Source organism: Pseudomonas migulae, from assembly GCF_043225285.1.
Classification (GTDB): Bacteria; Pseudomonadota; Gammaproteobacteria; order Pseudomonadales; family Pseudomonadaceae; genus Aquipseudomonas; species Aquipseudomonas migulae_C.
On sequence record NZ_CP171224.1, the window covers coordinates 2,350,608 to 2,367,245 of the forward strand.

20 protein-coding genes are annotated in these 16,638 nt (G+C 60.7%); 10 read left to right on the forward strand and 10 right to left on the reverse strand.

Annotated elements, in window-relative coordinates; translation table 11 throughout:
• Positions 1 to 125: 125 nt before the first annotated feature.
• On the reverse strand, positions 126 to 1,160 hold the full coding sequence (locus ACF6ZU_RS10875) for a type IV pilus twitching motility protein PilT (RefSeq protein ID WP_392892252.1): 1,035 nt from the start codon (positions 1,158 to 1,160) through the stop codon (positions 126 to 128).
• Between the two features lie 57 nt (positions 1,161 to 1,217).
• Here ACF6ZU_RS10875 and ACF6ZU_RS10880 point away from each other — a divergent pair, with 57 nt between their 5' ends.
• The 9 genes from ACF6ZU_RS10880 to ACF6ZU_RS10920 all read left to right on the forward strand — a co-directional run bounded on the left by ACF6ZU_RS10880 (position 1,218) and on the right by ACF6ZU_RS10920 (position 7,924).
• A complete protein-coding gene (locus tag ACF6ZU_RS10880) occupies positions 1,218 to 1,904 on the forward strand; it encodes a YggS family pyridoxal phosphate-dependent enzyme (RefSeq protein WP_392892254.1) in 687 nt (228 codons plus the stop codon).
• A 36-nt stretch (positions 1,905 to 1,940) separates the two neighbouring features.
• Positions 1,941 to 2,759, forward strand: coding sequence for a pyrroline-5-carboxylate reductase (gene proC / locus ACF6ZU_RS10885; RefSeq protein ID WP_392892256.1), 819 nt, complete (start codon positions 1,941 to 1,943; stop codon positions 2,757 to 2,759).
• A 24-nt stretch (positions 2,760 to 2,783) separates the two neighbouring features.
• Positions 2,784 to 3,371, forward strand: coding sequence for a YggT family protein (locus ACF6ZU_RS10890; RefSeq protein ID WP_392892258.1), 588 nt, complete (start codon positions 2,784 to 2,786; stop codon positions 3,369 to 3,371).
• A gap of 183 nt (positions 3,372 to 3,554) precedes the next feature.
• On the forward strand, positions 3,555 to 4,694 hold the full coding sequence (locus tag ACF6ZU_RS10895; RefSeq protein ID WP_392892260.1) for a homoserine O-acetyltransferase: 1,140 nt from the start codon (positions 3,555 to 3,557) through the stop codon (positions 4,692 to 4,694).
• A 7-nt stretch (positions 4,695 to 4,701) separates the two neighbouring features.
• Positions 4,702 to 5,322: a methionine biosynthesis protein MetW gene (gene metW / locus ACF6ZU_RS10900; protein ID WP_392892261.1), complete on the forward strand. Its 621-nt coding sequence runs from the start codon at positions 4,702 to 4,704 to the stop codon at positions 5,320 to 5,322.
• A 26-nt stretch (positions 5,323 to 5,348) separates the two neighbouring features.
• Positions 5,349 to 5,783, forward strand: a complete 435-nt coding sequence (locus ACF6ZU_RS10905) for a DUF4426 domain-containing protein (protein ID WP_392892263.1) — start codon at positions 5,349 to 5,351, stop codon at positions 5,781 to 5,783.
• Positions 5,780 to 6,376 (forward strand): RdgB/HAM1 family non-canonical purine NTP pyrophosphatase, encoded by a 597-nt coding sequence (gene rdgB, locus ACF6ZU_RS10910; protein WP_392892265.1) that lies wholly within the window; start codon positions 5,780 to 5,782, stop codon positions 6,374 to 6,376. Before ACF6ZU_RS10905 ends, rdgB begins: the two co-directional genes overlap by 4 nt.
• Positions 6,373 to 7,578: a radical SAM family heme chaperone HemW gene (hemW, locus tag ACF6ZU_RS10915; protein WP_392892267.1), complete on the forward strand. Its 1,206-nt coding sequence runs from the start codon at positions 6,373 to 6,375 to the stop codon at positions 7,576 to 7,578. The genes rdgB and hemW overlap by 4 nt, the downstream gene beginning before the upstream one ends.
• A 22-nt stretch (positions 7,579 to 7,600) precedes the next feature.
• A complete protein-coding gene (locus tag ACF6ZU_RS10920; protein WP_392892268.1) occupies positions 7,601 to 7,924 on the forward strand; it encodes a DUF3392 domain-containing protein in 324 nt (107 codons plus the stop codon).
• 129 nt (positions 7,925 to 8,053) lie between these two features.
• Here the strand turns inward: ACF6ZU_RS10920 and ACF6ZU_RS10925 are convergent, their stop codons facing one another.
• The 5 genes from ACF6ZU_RS10925 to ACF6ZU_RS10945 all read right to left on the reverse strand — a co-directional run bounded on the left by ACF6ZU_RS10925 (position 8,054) and on the right by ACF6ZU_RS10945 (position 11,266).
• Entirely contained in the window at positions 8,054 to 8,836 is a 783-nt protein-coding gene (locus tag ACF6ZU_RS10925; protein WP_392892270.1) for a hypothetical protein, read from the reverse strand.
• A gap of 177 nt (positions 8,837 to 9,013) precedes the next feature.
• On the reverse strand, positions 9,014 to 9,739 hold the full coding sequence (gene trmB, locus ACF6ZU_RS10930) for a tRNA (guanosine(46)-N7)-methyltransferase TrmB (protein ID WP_008026161.1): 726 nt from the start codon (positions 9,737 to 9,739) through the stop codon (positions 9,014 to 9,016).
• Positions 9,740 to 9,748: 9 nt separating this feature from the next.
• Positions 9,749 to 10,543: a thiazole synthase gene (locus ACF6ZU_RS10935; RefSeq protein WP_392892271.1), complete on the reverse strand. Its 795-nt coding sequence runs from the start codon at positions 10,541 to 10,543 to the stop codon at positions 9,749 to 9,751.
• Positions 10,544 to 10,603: 60 nt separating this feature from the next.
• Complete coding sequence (thiS, locus tag ACF6ZU_RS10940; RefSeq protein WP_392892273.1) at positions 10,604 to 10,804, reverse strand: sulfur carrier protein ThiS; 201 nt, start codon at positions 10,802 to 10,804, stop codon at positions 10,604 to 10,606.
• Positions 10,805 to 10,894: 90 nt separating this feature from the next.
• Positions 10,895 to 11,266 carry a DUF423 domain-containing protein gene (locus ACF6ZU_RS10945; RefSeq protein ID WP_392892275.1) on the reverse strand — a complete coding sequence of 124 codons (372 nt, stop codon included), beginning with the start codon at positions 11,264 to 11,266 and terminating at the stop codon, positions 10,895 to 10,897.
• A gap of 73 nt (positions 11,267 to 11,339) precedes the next feature.
• Between ACF6ZU_RS10945 and mtgA the strand changes: the two genes are divergently transcribed.
• On the forward strand, positions 11,340 to 12,062 hold the full coding sequence (gene mtgA / locus ACF6ZU_RS10950; protein ID WP_392892277.1) for a monofunctional biosynthetic peptidoglycan transglycosylase: 723 nt from the start codon (positions 11,340 to 11,342) through the stop codon (positions 12,060 to 12,062).
• Positions 12,063 to 12,265: 203 nt separating this feature from the next.
• Here mtgA and rpoH read toward each other — a convergent pair whose 3' ends face one another.
• The 4 genes from rpoH to ftsY all read right to left on the reverse strand — a co-directional run bounded on the left by rpoH (position 12,266) and on the right by ftsY (position 16,410).
• On the reverse strand, positions 12,266 to 13,120 hold the full coding sequence (gene rpoH, locus ACF6ZU_RS10955; RefSeq protein ID WP_007897890.1) for an RNA polymerase sigma factor RpoH: 855 nt from the start codon (positions 13,118 to 13,120) through the stop codon (positions 12,266 to 12,268).
• Positions 13,121 to 13,232: 112 nt separating this feature from the next.
• A complete protein-coding gene (gene ftsX / locus ACF6ZU_RS10960; RefSeq protein WP_392892280.1) occupies positions 13,233 to 14,255 on the reverse strand; it encodes a permease-like cell division protein FtsX in 1,023 nt (340 codons plus the stop codon).
• Positions 14,252 to 14,923 (reverse strand): cell division ATP-binding protein FtsE, encoded by a 672-nt coding sequence (gene ftsE / locus ACF6ZU_RS10965; protein WP_008026149.1) that lies wholly within the window; start codon positions 14,921 to 14,923, stop codon positions 14,252 to 14,254. The genes ftsX and ftsE overlap by 4 nt, the downstream gene beginning before the upstream one ends.
• Entirely contained in the window at positions 14,920 to 16,410 is a 1,491-nt protein-coding gene (ftsY, locus tag ACF6ZU_RS10970) for a signal recognition particle-docking protein FtsY (protein ID WP_392892282.1), read from the reverse strand. Before ftsY ends, ftsE begins: the two co-directional genes overlap by 4 nt.
• Between the last annotated feature and the right edge of the window lie 228 nt (positions 16,411 to 16,638).

Here is a 16,638-nt window from a genome sequence, read left to right on the forward strand (position 1 = left end):
GTTCCGGGATTTTTTTTGACCATGTTGGCCCCATCGCGAGCAGGCTCGCTCCTACATTGGAATGCGATCAACTGTGGGAGCGAGCCTGCTCGCGATAGGGTCTATGAAAGCGCTACATATCCCCCTCAGAAATTATCCGGCGACCGCGCCTTCTCCCGGGCATGCTCGCGACTGATCAAGCCCTTGTTCACCAGCTCCTTCAAACACATGTCCAGCGTCTGCATCCCCAGATTCCCGCCGGTCTGAATCGACGAGTACATCTGCGCCACCTTGTCCTCGCGGATCAGGTTACGGATCGCCGACGTGCCCAGCATGATTTCATGCGCGGCAATGCGCCCGCCGCCAATCTTCTTCACCAGCGTCTGCGACACCACCGCCAGCAACGACTCGGACAGCATCGAACGCACCATCGACTTCTCGTCCCCCGGAAACACATCCACGATCCGGTCGATGGTTTTCGCCGCGGAGGTGGTGTGCAGCGTGCCGAACACCAGGTGACCGGTCTCGGCCGCCGTCAGCGCCAGGCGGATGGTCTCCAGGTCGCGCATCTCGCCCACCAGGATCACATCCGGGTCTTCCCGCAGCGCCGAACGCAGGGCGGTGGCGAAGCTGCGGGTATCGCGGTGGACTTCACGCTGATTGATCAGGCATTTGCGCGATTCGTGGACGAATTCGATCGGGTCTTCAATGGTCAGGATGTGATGGTGGCGATGGTTGTTCAGGTAATCGATCATCGCCGCCAGCGTGGTGGACTTGCCCGAACCGGTCGGGCCGGTCACCAGCACCAGGCCACGGGGGGATTCGGTAATCTTGCGAAACACTTCCCCCATGCCCAGATCGTCCATGCTCAGGACCTTCGACGGAATGGTCCGGAACACCGCGCCCGCGCCGCGGTTCTGGTTGAACGCATTGACCCGGAAGCGCGCCACGCCCGGCACTTCGAAGGAAAAGTCGGTTTCCAGGTGCTTTTCGAAGTCCACCCGCTGGGTGTCGTTCATGATGTCGTAGATCAGCTCCTGGACCGCCTTGTGGTCCAGCGCCGGCAGGTTGATGCGCCGCACATCGCCGTCGACACGAATCATCGGTGGCAGGCCGGCAGACAGGTGCAAGTCGGACGCGCCCTGTTTCGCGCTGAAGGCCAGCAGTTCAGTGATATCCATAGCACTCCTCAATTCCAGTAGAATGCCGCCAACCTCAGACCCGCTGGCGCCTCTTGAATGTCCACGATAGCAGACAACATTGCCCTGGTTAGTTCACGTATCCGCGCTGCGGCCCTCGCCGCCCACCGCGACGAGCACAGCGTTCAACTGCTGGCCGTGAGCAAGACCAAGCCCGCCGAGGCGGTGCGTGAAGCGCATGCCGCCGGCCTGCGCGACTTTGGCGAGAACTACCTGCAGGAAGCCTTGGGCAAACAGCTCGAATTGGCCGACCTGCCCTTGATCTGGCACTTCATCGGCCCCATTCAGTCGAACAAGACTCGCGCCATTGCCGAGCATTTCGCCTGGGTGCACTCCGTGGATCGTCTGAAAATTGCACAACGCCTGTCGGAACAACGCCCTGCCGATCTGCCGCCCCTGAACATCTGCATCCAGGTCAACGTCAGCGGTGAAGCCAGCAAGTCCGGCTGCACCCCGGCCGACCTGCCCGCCCTGGCCAAGGCCATCAGCGAACTGCCGCGCCTCACGCTGCGCGGGTTGATGGCAATCCCCGAGCCGACTGAAGATCGCGCCGCCCAGGACGCCGCTTTTGCTGCCGTGCAAAGCCTGCAAGCCAGCCTGAACCTGCCGCTCGACACACTTTCCATGGGCATGAGCCACGACCTCGAGTCGGCCATCGCCATGGGCGCCACCTGGGTCCGCATCGGTACAGCCCTGTTCGGCGCCCGCGACTACAGTCAGCCTTGACCCCGTGGCCGACTCTTCTATTTATAAGGACCTGACATGAGCAAGACTCGTATTGCCTTTATCGGTGCCGGCAACATGGCCGCCAGCCTGATCGGCGGCCTGCGCGCCAAAGGTCTGGACGCTGCGCAGATCCGCGCCAGCGATCCGGGCGCTGAAACCCGCGCCAAAGTGAACGCCGAGCACGGCATCGACGTATTCGCCGACAACGCCGAGGCCATTCAAGGTGCGGACGTGGTCGTTCTGGCGGTCAAACCCCAGGCAATGAAAGCCGTGTGTGAAGCGATTCGCCCGAGCCTGAAACCCAATCAACTGGTGGTGTCGATCGCTGCCGGGATCACCTGCGCCAGCATGAACAACTGGCTCGGCGCGCAGCCGATCGTGCGCTGTATGCCTAACACTCCGTCTCTGCTTCGTCAGGGCGTAAGCGGCTTGTTCGCCACCGCCGAAGTGTCCGCCGAGCAACGCCAGCAAGCGCAAGAGCTGCTGTCGGCGGTGGGCATCGCCCTGTGGTTGAACGAGGAACAGCAACTGGACGCCGTCACCGCTGTTTCCGGATCCGGCCCTGCGTACTTCTTCCTGCTGATCGAAGCGATGACGGCCGCTGGCGTGAAACTCGGCCTGCCGGCCGACATCGCCGCGCAACTGACCCTGCAAACCGCATTGGGCGCCGCGCACATGGCGGTTTCCAGCGATGTCGACGCCGCGGAATTGCGTCGCCGTGTAACGTCGCCGGCGGGCACTACAGAAGCTGCAATCAAATCGTTCCAGGCTGATGGCTTCGAAGCCCTGGTGGAAAAAGCACTCGGCGCCGCTGCGCACCGTTCGGCCGAGATGGCCGAGCAGCTCGGTCGCTAATCAGCTCTCATAAAGGAATCAATGATGCTCGGACTCAATGACGCTGCCATTTTCATCATCAAAACCCTGGGCAGCCTGTACCTGCTGATCGTGCTGTTGCGCTTCATCCTGCAACTGGTCCGGGCGAACTTCTACAACCCGCTCTGCCAGTTCATCGTCAAGGCCACCCAACCGTTGCTCAAACCGCTGCGCCGGGTCATCCCGAGCATGTTCGGGCTGGACATGTCGTCGCTGGTGCTGGCGCTGATCGTGCAGATGCTGCTGATCGCGGTGATCGTGTCGCTCAAGGGCTTCATGGTCGACTGGGTGCTACTGGTGCCGTGGGCGCTGATTGCGCTGTTCTCGCTGTTCCTGAACATCCTGTTCTACGCGATGATCATCAGCGTGATCCTGTCCTGGGTCGCGCCGGGCAGCCACAATCCGGGCGCCGAGCTGGTCGCGCAGATTACCGAACCGGTACTGGCCCCGTTCCGCCGGATCATCCCGAACCTGGGCGGTCTCGACATCTCGCCGATCTTCGCGTTTATCGTGATCCAGTTGCTGCAAAGCTGGCTGATTCCGCGGCTGGCATACTTTGCCTTCATGCCTCAAGGTCTGCTTGGTTTGATCTGATACCGCGTCATCGTTCATCGCGAGCAGGCTCGCTCCCACAGGGATATGCGTTCCCCTGTGGGAGTGAGCCTGCTCGCGATGAAGGCAACCCGATTTGACTGAATCAAATCAGGCCCGGCCATTGCTTGCCGCTTACCCCACCGGTCTTTAGACTTACGCCTCATTTCAACGAGAGCAGGGTCGATGCCAGCTGCCTTTCCCCCCGATTCTGTTGGCCTGGTGACGCCCCAAGTGGCGCACTTCAGCGAGCCCCTGGCGTTAGCCTGCGGTCGATCGCTACCGGCCTATGACCTGATTTACGAAACCTACGGCACGCTGAACGCCACGGCGAGCAACGCCGTGCTGATCTGCCACGCCCTGTCCGGGCACCACCACGCCGCCGGCTTCCACAGCCCCGACGACCGCAAGCCCGGTTGGTGGGACAGCTGCATCGGCCCCGGCAAGCCCATCGACACCAACAAGTTCTTCGTGGTCAGCCTGAACAACCTCGGCGGTTGCAACGGCTCCACCGGCCCGAGCAGCATCAACCCGGAGACCGGCAAGCCGTTTGGCGCCGACTTCCCAGTGCTGACCGTCGAAGACTGGGTGCACAGCCAGGCGCGCCTGGCCGATCTGCTCGGCATCGGCCAATGGGCCGCCGTGATTGGCGGCAGTCTCGGCGGCATGCAGGCCATGCAGTGGAGCATCACCTACCCCGATCGCATTCGTCACTGCCTGGCCATCGCCTCGGCACCGAAGCTGTCGGCGCAGAACATCGCCTTCAACGAAGTGGCGCGCCAGGCGATCCTCACCGACCCCGAATTCCACGGCGGTTCGTTCCAGGAAGCGGGCGTGATCCCCAAGCGCGGCCTGATGCTGGCGCGGATGGTCGGGCACATCACCTACCTGTCCGACGACTCCATGGGCGAAAAATTCGGTCGCGGCCTGAAGAGTGAAAAGCTCAACTACGACTTCCACAGCGTCGAGTTCCAGGTGGAAAGCTACCTGCGTTATCAGGGGGAAGAGTTCTCCGGGCGTTTCGACGCCAACACCTACCTGCTGATGACCAAGGCGCTGGACTACTTCGACCCGGCGGCGAACTTCGACGATGACCTGGCGAAAACCTTCGCCGGCGCCTCGGCCAAGTTCTGCGTGATGTCCTTCACCACCGACTGGCGCTTCTCCCCTGCCCGCTCGCGGGAACTGGTGGACGCGTTGATGGCGGCCAAGAAAGACGTCTGCTACCTCGAGATCGACGCTCCGCAAGGCCACGACGCCTTCCTGATTCCGATCCCGCGCTACCTGCAGGCATTCAGCAATTACATGAACCGCATTACGTTGTGAGAAAGCCATGAGAGCTGATCTGGAAATCATCCAGGAATGGATCCCCGCCGGCAGCCGCGTGCTCGACCTCGGTTGCGGTGACGGCGAGCTGCTGACGTGGCTGCGCGACCACAAGCAAGTGACCGGCTATGGCCTGGAAAACGACCCGGACAACATCGCCGAGTGCGTGGCCAAGGGCATCAACGTGATCGAACAGGACCTGGACAAGGGCCTGGGCAACTTTGCCAGCAACAGCTTCGACGTCGTGGTCATGACCCAGGCGCTGCAAGCCGTGCATTACCCGGACAAGATCCTCGACGAAATGCTCCGCGTCGGTCGCCAGTGCATCATTACCTTCCCAAACTTCGGTCACTGGCGCTGCCGCTGGTACCTGGCGAGCAAGGGCCGGATGCCGGTCTCCGACTTCCTGCCGTACACCTGGTACAACACGCCGAACATTCACTTCTGCACCTTCGAGGACTTTGAAGCGTTATGTCGCGAACGTGACGCCAAGGTCATTGATCGGCTGGCCGTGGATCAACAGCATCGGCACGGGTGGGCGAGCAAGGTATGGCCTAATCTGTTAGGTGAGATCGGTATCTATCGCGTCAGCAGCCCGATGCTGCAGGATCACAGGATCGCGGTCTGAACCACGTTATTCCAAGGAGAACGATCATGGGTCGTCTAGCACTGTTTTTACTCACAGCTTGCCTGAGCGTCACCGCCATGGCCGCGGACGTCATCAAAGGTGACCGCCAGGAAAAATTCGGCGATGTGACGGTGCATTACAACACCTTCAATTCCACTTTCCTGACACCCGATATCGCCAAGGCCGCGGAACTCACCCGCAGCAAGAACCAGGGCGTGATCAACATTTCGGTGCTCAAGAATGGCAAGCCACAGATGGCTCAGGTGAGCGGCACGGTCAAAGACCTGACCAGCCAGAGCGTGGCACTGAAATTCAAACAGATCACCGAACAGGGCGCGATCTACTACATCGCGCAGTACCCGGTCGAACAACAGGAAGTACGCACCTTTGAGATCAAGGTGCAGAACGGTGACAAGATCAACACCATCAATTTCAACCAAGAGCTTTTCCCCGGCGAATGATGAACTTCACGCAACTCGTATTGGCCAGCCATAACGCCGGCAAACTCAAGGAACTCCAGGCCATGCTCGGCGACTCGGTGCAACTGCGCTCGATCGGTGAGTTCAGCAGCGTCGAGCCTGAAGAAACCGGCCTGTCGTTCGTCGAGAACGCCATCCTCAAGGCCCGCAATGCCGCGCGTATTTCCGGTTTGCCGGCACTGGCCGACGATTCCGGCCTGGCGGTGGATTTCCTCGGCGGTGCGCCGGGGATCTACTCGGCCCGTTACGCCGACGGTAAAGGCGATGCGGCGAACAACGCCAAGCTGCTCGATGCCTTGAAAGAGGTGCCGGAAGCCGAGCGCGGTGCGCAGTTCGTTTGCGTGCTGGCGCTGGTACGCCACGCTGATGATCCGCTGCCGATCCTCTGCGAAGGCCTGTGGCACGGCCGCATCCTGACCCAGGCCAGCGGTGAGCACGGCTTTGGTTACGATCCGCTGTTCTGGGTGCCCGAGCGTGATTGCTCCAGCGCCGAACTGAGCCCGAGCGACAAGAACCGGATCAGCCACCGCGCCCGTGCAATGGATCTGCTGCGCCAGCGTCTGGGACTGAAATGACCCGTGACTCCTCCGCGTCACCGCTGATCTTCGGCGGTGCCGCACAATCGCCTCGGGCCGCGCTCCCTGTGCTACCGCCCCTGGCGCTGTACATCCACATCCCGTGGTGTGTGCGCAAATGCCCTTATTGCGACTTCAACTCCCACACCGCCAGCCCGGTGCTGCCGGAAGAAGAGTACGTCGATGCCTTGCTGGCGGACCTCGATCAGGATTTGCATGCGGTCTACGGCCGTGAGTTGAGCTCGATCTTCTTCGGTGGCGGCACGCCGAGCCTGTTCAGCGCCGAGGCACTGGGCCGTTTGCTCAAAGGCGTCGAGCAGCGCATCCCGTTTGCCAGCGATATCGAAATCACCCTGGAAGCCAATCCGGGGACGTTCGAGCAAGAGAAGTTCGTCGCCTACCGCGCATTGGGCATCAATCGCCTGTCGATCGGCATCCAGAGCTTCCAGGAAGACAAACTCAAGGCCCTGGGGCGGATTCACAACGGCGATGAAGCCGTGCGCGCCGCCGGCATGGCGCGTCAGGCCGGGTTCGATAACTTCAACCTCGACTTGATGCACGGTCTGCCCGACCAGACGCTGGACGATGCGCTGAACGACCTGCGCCAGGCCATCGCCCTGAAACCGACGCACCTGTCCTGGTATCAACTGACGCTGGAGCCGAACACAGTGTTCTGGAACCAGCCGCCGACGCTGCCGGAAGACGACACGCTGTGGGACATTCAGGAAGCCGGCCAGGCGTTGCTCGCCGAACACGGTTACGCGCAATACGAAGTCTCGGCGTATGCCCAGCCCGGTCGTCCGGCGCGGCATAACCTCAACTACTGGAGTTTCGGCGACTTCATCGGCATCGGCGCCGGCGCCCATGGCAAGCTCAGTCATCCGGACGGGCGCATCGTGCGCACCTGGAAGACGCGCCTGCCAAAGGACTACCTGAACCCGAAGAAAAGCTTCAAGGCCGGCGAAAAAGCCCTGACCAATGATGAATTACCGTTCGATTTCCTGATGAACGCTTTGCGCCTGACCGATGGCGTGGAATCGCGGCTGTACCCGGAACGTACCGGGCTGAGCCTGGAAAGCCTCGCCGAAGGACGCCGCGACGCCGAACAAAGCGGCCTGTTGCAGGTCGAACCGTCACGCCTGGCGGCCACCGAACGCGGGCAGCTGTTCCTCAACGACTTGCTGCAAAAATTTCTGAACTGATTTCAGCCTTAAGGGAAAACCAATGGATTTGATATTCGACCTGCTCGCCACCGCCTCCCGCTGGAGCCGCAGCAACCTGTCGGAAATCTCTCTGGCACTGGTGGGCTGCCTGCTGGTGCTGTTCGGCGCGGACATCAAAGCCTGGATCGATCAACGCCTGGGCAGCATCGCCGGCGCTTTGCGCGTGCCGTTGCTGGCGCTGGTGTGCATGATCGGCAGCGGCGCCGCGCTGATCTACGCCACGCCGTGGATCGTCCGTGGTCTGAGTCAGTTCAACAACTACAGCCTGGCGCCGGTGTTGTTGGTGGTGCTGGTGCTCATCGGCGTAGTCGCTGACCGCCGCTGATTTGCGGGCACAAAAAAACCTGTAGGAGCCGGCTTGCTGGCGATGGAGTGTCAGTCAACATTGAGGTGACTGACACTCCATCGCCAGCAAGCTGGCTCCTACACTGGTATGCATCCAGGCTAATCAGGCTCACTTCACCTTCACTGCATTGCGCATCATGGCGCTCAGCCCGTGAAAATCATTGCACCCCAGCGCTTCAGCCTTATCCAGATAAGCGATATTTTGACTGTCAGGCCGGTCATGTTCATTCTCACGCGTCAGCGCAAGAATGTAATTGGCCTCGGCACGAAACTGTTCTTCCGACAGTGTCAGCGCGACGGCCTGGGCACGCATGGCCGCCAACGCACCCTGCTGCGGCAATGGCGCAGCTTCGTCGAAGAAACACAGGGAATGCTTGGCCGGTAACGGATAGGAGTCAACATGAGCGTCGGGCTTTTGCAGCAACTGCTCCAGCGCTTGCAGGTACTTCAGGTGATCCGGGTTACGCAGTTCGAACCTTTCGTATGCCTTATCGCATAAGTGGTAATAGCTGACAGCACCCGCCAGCAAACCTTGGTCCATGGTTTTCTGGTACAGACCACAGGTCTCTTTGCGCGTCCTCTCAGAGAACATCGAGTTGTCCTGCAGGTTAGCCAAAAAGTACGTGGCAAGTATGTGGCCGCCATCAGACGCGCGTTTCAAGTTGTCTACGAGTGCTTCGATATCACCTTGCGCATTGCGTAGCTGCTCCGGGGTGAACTCGAAAGCAGTTTCTCCCGCGGCCTCACGCTTGAGCCTTTCATCGGCCTCACGCTTGATTTTATCGGCCGCTCTCTGGGCGATTGCAAAGTATTCTTCAGGCGTGACTACGCGCTCGCAAGCTGCGGAAAACAGCAGACTTAAAAACAGCGTACAAGCGAGGATGGTTTTCAAAACTTGTCTTCCTTTACAAGTGGGGACGAGAGGCTCTCGGCGGATGAACGCCGCTCTTTAGTACCACACAAAAAAAATGTAGGAGCCGGCTTGCTGGCGATGGAGTGTCAGTCAACATTGAGGTGACTGACACTCCATCGCCAGCAAGCCGGCTCCTACAGGTTTATTGCGTAGGGCTCAGGACTGCTTTTCGAACTTCAGGTCCCACACGCCATGCCCAAGACGTTCGCCGCGGCGTTCGAACTTGGTGATCGGGCGCTCGGCCGGGCGCGGTACGCACTTGCCGTCTTCGGCGAGGTTGCGATAACCCGGCGCGACATTCATCACTTCCAGCATGTACTCAGCATACGGTTCCCAGTCGGTGGCCATGTGCAGGATCCCGCCGACCTTCAACTTGCTGCGCACCAGTTCAGCGAACGACGCCTGAACGATACGACGCTTGTGATGGCGGCTCTTGTGCCACGGGTCCGGGAAAAACAGCATCAGGCGATCGAGGCTGTTGTCGGCCACGCAACGGTTGAGCACTTCGATCGCGTCGCAATCGTAGACCCGCAGGTTGGTCAGGCCTTGAGTCAGTACGCCATTGAGCAGCGCACCGACACCCGGGCGGTGCACTTCCACGCCAATGAAATCCTGTTCCGGCGAAGCGGCGGCCATTTCCAGCAGCGAATGGCCCATGCCGAAACCGATTTCCAGCGAACGCGGTGCCGAGCGACCGAACACCTGGTCGAAGTCCACCGGCGCGTCGGCCAAAGGCAGCACGAACAGCGGCGTGCCCTGTTCCAGACCTTTTTGCTGGCCTTCGGTCATGCGCCCGGCGCGCATCACGAAACTCTTGATGCGGCGGTGTTGGCGCTCGTCGCCTTCTTCCGTCTGGATTGGCGTGTCGTTTGATTCAGTCATCAATGGCTCTTACTTGATCAGACCATCCAGCGGCGAAGAGGCGCTGGCATAGAGTTTTTTCGGCATACGGCCGGCGAGGTAGGCCAGGCGGCCCGCGACGATCGCGTGTTTCATGGCTTCAGCCATCATGACCGGTTGCTGGGCGTGAGCGATGGCCGAGTTCATCAGCACCGCTTCGCAACCCAGCTCCATCGCGATGGTGGCGTCGGAAGCGGTACCGACACCGGCATCCACCAGCACCGGAATCTTGGCTTCTTCGAGGATGATCTGCAGGTTGTACGGGTTGCAGATCCCCAGGCCCGTGCCGATCAGACCGGCCAGCGGCATGACCGCGATGCAGCCGATTTCCGCCAGTTGACGGGCGATGATCGGGTCATCGCTGGTGTAGACCATCACGTCGAAGCCTTCTTTGACCAGCACTTCGGCGGCCTTGAGGGTTTCGATCACGTTGGGGAACAGGGTTTTCTGGTCCGCCAGCACTTCCAGCTTCACCAGGTTGTGGCCGTCGAGCAGCTCACGGGCCAGGCGACAGGTGCGCACGGCTTCGATCGCGTCGAAGCAACCGGCGGTGTTCGGCAGGAAGGTGTAGCGGTCCGGCGACAGGACTTCGAGCAGGTTCGGTTCGCCCGGGTTCTGGCCGAGGTTGGTACGGCGCACGGCGAAGGTGACGATCTCGGCACCCGAGGCCTCGATGGCCAGGCGGGTTTCTTCCATGTCACGGTACTTGCCGGTGCCTACCAGCAAACGGGACTGGTAAGTACGACCGGCCAGGACGAAGGGCTTGTCGCTACGAACGATGCTCATGGGAAATCCTCTGTAGGGGTGAGGTTCTTGCAGAATTCTGTGCCCTTGCGGGCCGGGCGACTAGCCGCCGCCGATGGCGTGCACCACTTCGACGGAATCGCCGTCGTTCAATGGGGTGTCCGCATGCAGGCTGCGCGGGACGATATCCAGATTGAGCTCGACCGCCACCCGGCGTCCGGTCAGTTCCAGACGGGTCAGCAGGGCCGCAACGGTTTCACCGTCGGGCAGTTCAAGGGATTCGCCGTTCAACTGAATGCGCATGCCGGATGCCGCCATCATTTTTAGGGGCTGGCATTCTAGCCCGATCAGTCTTGGCGACCCAAGCCATTCGTCATGAAATGGACCACCCGGTCAGGCCAACCGCCAGGCGGCGAGGCCGAGGCAGAGCCAGCCGACCAGAAACGCCAGCCCGCCGAAGGGCGTGATGATCCCGAGCTTGCTGATGCCGGTCATGGTCAACACGTACAGGCTGCCGGAAAACAGCAGGATGCCGATGGCAAAGGACGCACCGGCCCAAGTGACCAGTCGCCCCGGAATCTGCGTGGCCAGCAGCGCAACTCCCAGCAAGGCCAGGGTGTGCACCAGTTGGTAAGTGACGCCCGTGTGGAAAATCGCCAGGTATTCGGGGGTCAGCCGGCTTTTCAAGCCGTGGGCGGCGAACGCACCAAGGGCAACGCCGGTGAAACCGAAGAAAGCGGCCAGCATCAGAAAGCCACGCAGCATGAGAACTCCAGTCAGACTCGATCAACAGGGTCTGTATAATGGCCCGCTCAACGGGTTCGGCCAAGCCATCTCTATGCTGCGTTTATTTTTGCGACGATTCACGAAGGCCCTGCTCTGGTTCGCGGGTGGCAGCGTATTGCTGGTGCTGATTTTTCGCGTGGTGCCACCACCGGGCACGGCGCTGATGGTCGAGCGCAAGATCGAATCCTGGTTCGACGGCGAGCCCATCGACCTGCAACGCACCTGGAAACCCTGGGATGAAATCTCCGACGACCTGAAAGTCGCGGTGATTGCCGGCGAGGATCAGAAATTCCCGGAGCATTGGGGTTTCGACCTGGGTGCGATCCGCGCCGCACTGGCCCACAACGAACTGGGCGGTTCGGTTCGCGGCGCCAGCACCTTGAGTCAGCAAGTGTCGAAGAACCTGTTTCTGTGGTCCGGACGCAGCTGGCTGCGCAAAGGCCTGGAAGCCTGGTTTACCGGGCTGATCGAAGTGTTCTGGCCCAAACAGCGGATTCTTGAGGTCTATCTGAACAGCGTCGAGTGGGACGACGGCGTGTTTGGCGCGGAAGCCGCCGCTCGGCATCACTTTGGCGTGAGCGCCAAGTCGCTGTCCCGGCAGCAGGCGAGCTATCTGGCGGCGGTGTTGCCGAACCCACGAGTGTGGAGCGCCAGCCATCCGACCAATTATGTTTCACGCCGGGCCGGGTGGATTCGGCAGCAGATGAGTCAGCTGGGCGGCGACAGCTATCTGCTGGGCCTCAACGATTCGCGACGGGCGCCTTGGGCGCAATAGCAATCTCTCCAACCCTGAAAATCCCCTGTGGGAGCGAGCCTGCTCGCGATAGCGTTGGGTCAGTCGCTATGAATGCCGGCTGATCAACCGCTATCGCGAGCAGGCTCGCTCCCACAGGAGTTTCGTGTAGATCCAAGAACAGTGCGCACAAACAAAAACGCCCCGATCAATGATCGGGGCGTTTTTTATTGCCTTCGCGCAGCTTAGGCCGCGATCGACAACTTGAGCTTGTTCATCGCGCTCTTCTCGAGCTGGCGAATACGCTCGGCCGACACGTTGTACTTCTGCGCCAGGTCGTGCAGCGTGGCTTTCTCTTCAGCCAACCAGCGCTGATAGAGGATGTCACGGCTACGGTCGTCCAGCACTTCCAGCGCTTCGTGCAGGTTGTGGTTGGAGTTATCGCTCCAGTCGGCATCTTCCAGTTGACGGGCCGGGTCGTACCGGTGGTCTTCCAGATAGTTGGCCGGCGACTGGAAAGCGCTGTCGTCGTCCGCTTCCGCGGCCGGGTCGAAGGCCATGTCATGGCCGGTCAGGCGACTTTCCATCTCGCGCACTTCCCGCGGCTCTACGCCGAGGCTTTCCGCCACACGGTGGACTTCCTCGTTGTTCAGCCATGCCAGGCGTTTCTTCTGGCTGCGCAGGTTGAAGAACAGTTTGCGCTGGGCCTTGGTGGTCGCGACTTTCACAATGCGCCAGTTGCGCAGGATGAACTCGTGGATTTCCGCCTTGATCCAGTGCACAGCGAACGACACCAGACGCACACCCATTTCCGGGTTGAAGCGCTTCACAGCCTTCATCAGGCCGACGTTGCCTTCCTGGATCAGGTCAGCCTGAGCCAGACCGTAGCCGGAATAGCTACGGGCGATATGTACGACAAAACGCAGGTGGGCGAGCACCATCTGCCGAGCCGCCCCCAAATCCTGCTCATAATAGAGACTCTCGGCCAGTTCACGCTCCTGCTCCGGCGTCAGCAATGGAATGCTGTTCACGGTGTGCACATAGGCCTCCAGGTTCGCACCCGGGACCAGAGCATATGCAGGTTGCAAAGAATTGGTCATACGAAAAAACCTCCGACTTACAAACTCGTGCAGTTCAGCACTGCGAAAATTGACCGGAAACCGAAAGACAAGTTCCCAAAAACGCTGAAAGGTCAATACGAGCAAAATGATACTACTTAGGCGCAAGCTCCCTCAGGTGGCGTGCGACTGCAATCCATGCACCGATATACCCCAACAGCACCGCGCCAAGCAAGAGCGACAGACCGTCGGCAACCGGCACGCCGGCCAGTGCAAAATTACTGCCGTACAAACCGGCCAGCCCGACTACCGCTTCGTTCAGCCAGTTCAGGCCAAACGCCAATACGCCCCAGGAAAGTATCCCCGCACCGAAGCCATACAGCGCACCCATATAAAGAAAGGGCCTGCGCACATAACTGTCAGTGCCGCCGACGAGTTTAATCACTTCTATCTCTGTGCGGCGGTTTTCAATATGAAGACGAATGGTATTGCCTATCACCAAAAGTAATGCAGAAACCAGAAGCACGGTCAGACCGAAGACAAAACGGTCACCCAGCTTGAGGATGGCTGCCAGACGCTCGACCCAGACTAGATCAAGTTGCGCCTGTTGTACCTTGGGCAGTTCGGAAAGTTTTTGTCGTAATGCTTCAAGCGCGGGCTTGTCGACCTCGTTGGGGGTCACCAGCACCACGCCGGGCAGCGGGTTTTCCGGCAGTTCCTTCAGGGCATCGCCCAACCCGGACTGCTGCTGAAATTCTTCCAGCGCCTGATCGCGGCCGACATATTCGGCATCAGCTACGCCCGGAATGCCTTTGATCTGATCCCGCAACGATTCGCCTTCGGCCAGGCTGGCTTCAAGCTGCAGGTACAGGGAAATCTGCGCAGCACGCTGCCACGAACCGCCAAGACGTTCGACATTACTTAGCAAAAGTGACAGGCCCATCGGCAAGCTCAGGGCCACCGCCATCACCATGCACGTGAAGAAGCTGCCGATAGGCTGCTTGCCCAGGCGACGCAAACTGTCCAGCAAACTGGCGCGATGGCTTTCAACCCAGGCGCGGAACAACGTGGCGAAGTCCGGGCCGTCGTCATCGTCGTGTTTTTTCTTTTGCGGCTGCGGGTCGGCGGCTTTCGGTGCCACGCGTTCGGAGACCTTGGGGCTGCGGGTCGCACTCATTCGCCAGCCTCCCCGTCGCCGATCAGTCGCCCGCGTTGCAGGGTCAGCATGCGATGGCGCATGCGGGCGATCAGCGCCAGGTCGTGACTGGCGATCAGCACGCTGGTGCCCAGGCGGTTGATGTCTTCGAACACGCCCATGATCTCGGCCGCCAGCCGCGGGTCGAGGTTACCGGTCGGTTCATCCGCCAACAGCAAGGCCGGGCGGTGCACGATGGCGCGGGCAATGCCGACGCGCTGTTGCTGGCCGGTGGACAGATCGCCGGGGTACAGATCGGTTTTATCCGACAGCGCCACACGTTCCAGGGCCGAATCCACGCGCTTGGCGATCTCGGCCTTGGACAGGCCCAGGATCTGCAACGGCAGCGCGACGTTATTGAACACGGTGCGATCGAACAACAACTGGTGGTTCTGGAATACCACGCCGATCTGCCGGCGCAGGTACGGAATCTGCGCATTGCTGATGGTGCCGAGGTCCTGGCCGGCCAGCAGCAGTTTGCCGGTGGTCGGACGCTCCATCGCCAGCAACAGGCGCAACAGGGTGCTTTTACCGGCGCCGGAATGGCCGGTTACAAACAAGAATTCGCCCCGACGGACTCGAAAGCTCAGCTCATGCAAGCCGACGTGACCGTTCGGGTAGCGTTTACCGACCTGTTCGAAACGAATCATGAACGCTCCCGCTCGGCAAACAGTGCCTGGACAAAGGGTTCTGCTTCAAAGGTACGCAAATCATCGATGCCTTCGCCGACGCCAATGTAGCGAATCGGCAGGCCGAACTGCTTGGCCAGGGCGAAAATCACCCCGCCCTTGGCGGTGCCGTCGAGCTTGGTCAGCGCCAGGCCGGTCAGTTCGACGGTCTGGTTGAATTGCTTGGCCTGGTTGATCGCGTTCTGCCCGGTACCGGCATCGAGTACCAGCAGCACTTCATGCGGCGCGTCGGCGTCGAGCTTGCCGATGACCCGGCGAACCTTCTTCAACTCTTCCATCAGGTTGTCTTTGGTGTGCAAGCGACCGGCGGTGTCGGCGATCAGCACATCGATGCCACGGGCCTTGGCGGCCTGTACGGCGTCGAAGATCACCGAAGCCGAGTCGGCGCCGGTGTGCTGGGCGATGACCGGGATCTTGTTGCGCTCACCCCAGACCTGCAACTGCTCGACCGCCGCCGCGCGGAAGGTATCACCGGCCGCGAGCATGACTTTCTTGCCTTCGAGTTGCAGTTTCTTCGCCAGCTTGCCGATGGTGGTGGTCTTGCCGGCGCCGTTGACGCCAACGACCAGGATCACGAACGGCTTGTTCTGCGAGGTGATTTTCAGCGGCTGCTCGACGGGCTTGAGCATTGCCGCCAGTTCCGCTTGCAGGGACTTGTACAGCGCGTCGGCATCGGCCAGCTCTTTGCGGGCAACCTTCTGGGTCAGGCGCTGGATGATCACCGAGGTCGCTTCGACGCCGACGTCGGCCGTCAACAGACGGGTCTCGATGTCTTCGAGCAGCTCGTCATCGATGATTTTCTTGCCGAGGAACAGGCTGGCCATGCCTTCGCCGATACTGGCGCTGGTCTTGGACAGGCCCTGCTTCAGTCGGGCGAAGAAACCGGCTTTGGTTTCTTCGGTGCGCGGCGGTTCGGCAGGGGTTTCGACCGGAACGACAGGTACAGCAACAACCGGGGTGGGCTCTGGCGCCTGAACAACCGGAGCAACCGGTGCGACCGGTGCGACGGCGGCTGGAATCACCGGCTCTGGAGTAAAAGGCTCAGGCTCGGCCACCACAACCGGCTCAATCACCGGCACCTGAACCGGCGCAGGAGAAAACGCGTTCGGCGCAGGAATCGGCGGCGTGATGTGTGGCGCCAACTCGTCCTCGACCAACGACACCGGCTCTTCCGCCACCGGCAACGTCAGCCACGGCTCGGCGGCGGGTGACGGCTGTGCAGCCACGACTTCAGGCGCGGCCTCGACCATCGGTTGCAGCACCGGCTCGGCGTTCGGCAGGACAACTGGTGCCGGCGCTTCTTCTATAACCGGCGCAGGCGCTGGCTCAGGGAGTGGCTGTGACTGTTCGACGACGGTTTCCTGCGGCTTTTTGCGCAGCCATCCGAACAGGCTTTTCTTCTCGCCAGCCGCAGCTGGGGCTTTCTTGTCGTCGTTGGAACCAAACATGGAGGACGGCTATCTCACGGTAGCGACGCGCCAGAGGGCGCCTCGGCAAATAAATATTCGATGCAGAACAGACTGCGATTGACCCAGCTTGTTCACGCGCAACATTTTGTAGAGACGCGAACAGCGCCTCAAAGGTCGACTAATACGAAGGACTGGAACGGCATCGTCGGCGAAAACGCAGAGTTTAGCTGACAAACTCAAAGCTTCCGGCGAAAACCCAAACAACCT

Bases quoted from the DNA above. Each gene is read 5' to 3' on its own strand.
- ACF6ZU_RS10875 (WP_392892252.1), bottom strand. From the start codon at position 1,160: ATGGATATCACTGAACTGCTGGCCTTCAGCGCGAAACAGGGCGCGTCC.
- ACF6ZU_RS10880 (WP_392892254.1), top strand. From the start codon at position 1,218: ATGTCCACGATAGCAGACAACATTGCCCTGGTTAGTTCACGTATCCGC.
- proC (WP_392892256.1), top strand. From the start codon at position 1,941: ATGAGCAAGACTCGTATTGCCTTTATCGGTGCCGGCAACATGGCCGCC.
- ACF6ZU_RS10890 (WP_392892258.1), top strand. From the start codon at position 2,784: ATGCTCGGACTCAATGACGCTGCCATTTTCATCATCAAAACCCTGGGC.
- ACF6ZU_RS10895 (WP_392892260.1), top strand. From the start codon at position 3,555: ATGCCAGCTGCCTTTCCCCCCGATTCTGTTGGCCTGGTGACGCCCCAA.
- metW (WP_392892261.1), top strand. From the start codon at position 4,702: ATGAGAGCTGATCTGGAAATCATCCAGGAATGGATCCCCGCCGGCAGC.
- ACF6ZU_RS10905 (WP_392892263.1), top strand. From the start codon at position 5,349: ATGGGTCGTCTAGCACTGTTTTTACTCACAGCTTGCCTGAGCGTCACC.
- rdgB (WP_392892265.1), top strand. From the start codon at position 5,780: ATGATGAACTTCACGCAACTCGTATTGGCCAGCCATAACGCCGGCAAA.
- hemW (WP_392892267.1), top strand. From the start codon at position 6,373: ATGACCCGTGACTCCTCCGCGTCACCGCTGATCTTCGGCGGTGCCGCA.
- ACF6ZU_RS10920 (WP_392892268.1), top strand. From the start codon at position 7,601: ATGGATTTGATATTCGACCTGCTCGCCACCGCCTCCCGCTGGAGCCGC.
- trmB (WP_008026161.1), bottom strand. From the start codon at position 9,739: ATGACTGAATCAAACGACACGCCAATCCAGACGGAAGAAGGCGACGAG.
- ACF6ZU_RS10935 (WP_392892271.1), bottom strand. From the start codon at position 10,543: ATGAGCATCGTTCGTAGCGACAAGCCCTTCGTCCTGGCCGGTCGTACT.
- thiS (WP_392892273.1), bottom strand. From the start codon at position 10,804: ATGCGCATTCAGTTGAACGGCGAATCCCTTGAACTGCCCGACGGTGAA.
- ACF6ZU_RS10945 (WP_392892275.1), bottom strand. From the start codon at position 11,266: ATGCTGCGTGGCTTTCTGATGCTGGCCGCTTTCTTCGGTTTCACCGGC.
- mtgA (WP_392892277.1), top strand. From the start codon at position 11,340: ATGCTGCGTTTATTTTTGCGACGATTCACGAAGGCCCTGCTCTGGTTC.
- rpoH (WP_007897890.1), bottom strand. From the start codon at position 13,120: ATGACCAATTCTTTGCAACCTGCATATGCTCTGGTCCCGGGTGCGAAC.
- ftsX (WP_392892280.1), bottom strand. From the start codon at position 14,255: ATGAGTGCGACCCGCAGCCCCAAGGTCTCCGAACGCGTGGCACCGAAA.
- ftsE (WP_008026149.1), bottom strand. From the start codon at position 14,923: ATGATTCGTTTCGAACAGGTCGGTAAACGCTACCCGAACGGTCACGTC.
- ftsY (WP_392892282.1), bottom strand. From the start codon at position 16,410: ATGTTTGGTTCCAACGACGACAAGAAAGCCCCAGCTGCGGCTGGCGAG.